Consider the following 1,702-nt stretch of genomic DNA (forward strand, 5'->3'; position numbering starts at 1 on the left):
CCCCAATATACCTCGCCTTGCCGGACTTCACGACTTCATGGAGAGCTTCCAATGTCTCTTCGATAGGCGTTTCGTAGTCAAAGCGATGGATCTGGTAGAGGTCGACATAGTCAGTGCCGAGGCGCCGCAAGCTCGCATCGATTTCCGCGAAGATGGCTTTGCGGGAAAGGCCTGCGCCATTCGGCCCTTGGCGCATCCGGCTGTTCACTTTTGTGGCGATAACAACTTCTTCGCGCGTACTGAAATCATTGAGCGCACGGCCCACAATCTCCTCGCTCGAGCCGTCTGAATAAACGTTTGCCGTGTCGAAAAAATTTATACCAAGTTCCAGCGCCTGCTTGATGAATGGCCGGCTTTTTTCTTCTGAAAGCGTCCAAGCATGGCTGCCACGATCAGGCTCACCGTAGCTCATGCACCCGAGACATATACGCGAGACTTGCAAGCCAGTGTTTCCGAAACGTACATATTCCATCTCAATTCTCCATATTTAGAAAGTCTAAGCACGAACGTTGGAGCCTGTTACAGGCGGCGCTTGCCAACGCGGCAAATGGACGATGTCTCCGACAGTCGTAAGCCGTTTTGTTAATTTTGAAATGGCGATGTGAACCTGTAACGACAAATTGACGACAGGTTAGTCCCGACACGGATCCTGCAATTGTGGGTGAGTGTTGAATATTCCGTGTTGAACCGAGACAAAACGTTGCATTTCCGCCACAATGTGTTGCATGAGTGCCACGTGTTGGGAATCACGACAGCAATGCTCTTATCGAATTCGGTCAACCTATCTGGAAATTCGGCAGCTGGCGCAACGAGCGGCGGCATACAAAAGTTTTATTCAAGGGCCGGAATTGCCACGGTTGTTCTCGCGCTCCTTACGACGGGCGTCACTTTTCTGATCCTGACCGGAATGACGCCGATCCACCCGGACAGCCAGACTACGTTGTTGCTTACAAGTATCAATGCGGCTCTCATCGCGGCGCTCATGATGCTTATTGGACGCGAAGCCTACCGTATTGCTCGCGCCAGAACACGCGGGAAAGCCGCATCTCGCCTGCATGTGCGTTTAATCGTGTTGTTTTCGCTCGTCGCCGCCGTGCCTGCAATGATCGTCGCTATTGTCGCGTCCATTACACTCGATCTCGGACTTGACCGCTGGTTCGAGATGCGGAGTACGACCATCGTCAATTCGTCGATCAGTCTCGCCAATTCCTACATTCAGGAAAGCGCGCGCAATTTGCAGGGCACAACGCTGGAAATGGTCAATGACCTCGATGGCCAGCGCACGCTTTATAATCTCGATCGCAGCGGCTTTACCCGTTTGCTCACCCAACAGGCGCTGGGGCGGGGGCTTCTTGCTGCATCACTTGTCAGATCGAATGGTGAGACCGCTGTACGCGCCGACATCAAGACCGACATCGCCATACCTGCAGTAGCAAGGTCGGTATTGGAGACTGCATCGGACGGCAAACCTGTGCTGATTCCGCCAGAACAAACCAATCTTCTCAGTGCAGTCATCATGATGCGAGAAATACCGGGTCTGTTTCTTTATACCGTCAGGCCCGTCGATGCGGACATCCTTAGTTCGAGCCGATTGATGGAGAAACGAACCGCTGACGAGCGAGCATCCGCCGGCGACGGGGTCCCCACGCAGATCCTTTTTGCGCTGCTGTATTTCGGCCTGACCCTGACGCTGCTCCTATCG

General features: G+C 53.5%; 1 protein-coding gene and 1 pseudogene. One reads left to right on the plus strand and one right to left on the minus strand.

The features are described 5' to 3' along the window. A partial coding sequence (locus ACXJ5O_RS26015; protein WP_457302431.1) for an aldo/keto reductase occupies positions 1-472 on the minus strand: 472 nt, incomplete at its 3' end. Positions 473-757: 285 nt separating this feature from the next. On the opposite strand from ACXJ5O_RS26015, the pseudogene ACXJ5O_RS26020 reads away from it, so the two are divergent. Beyond that, positions 758-1,702: pseudogene (locus tag ACXJ5O_RS26020) on the plus strand (PAS domain-containing sensor histidine kinase); the annotation flags it as partial.

The organism is Phyllobacterium sp. P5_D12 (assembly GCF_054049495.1).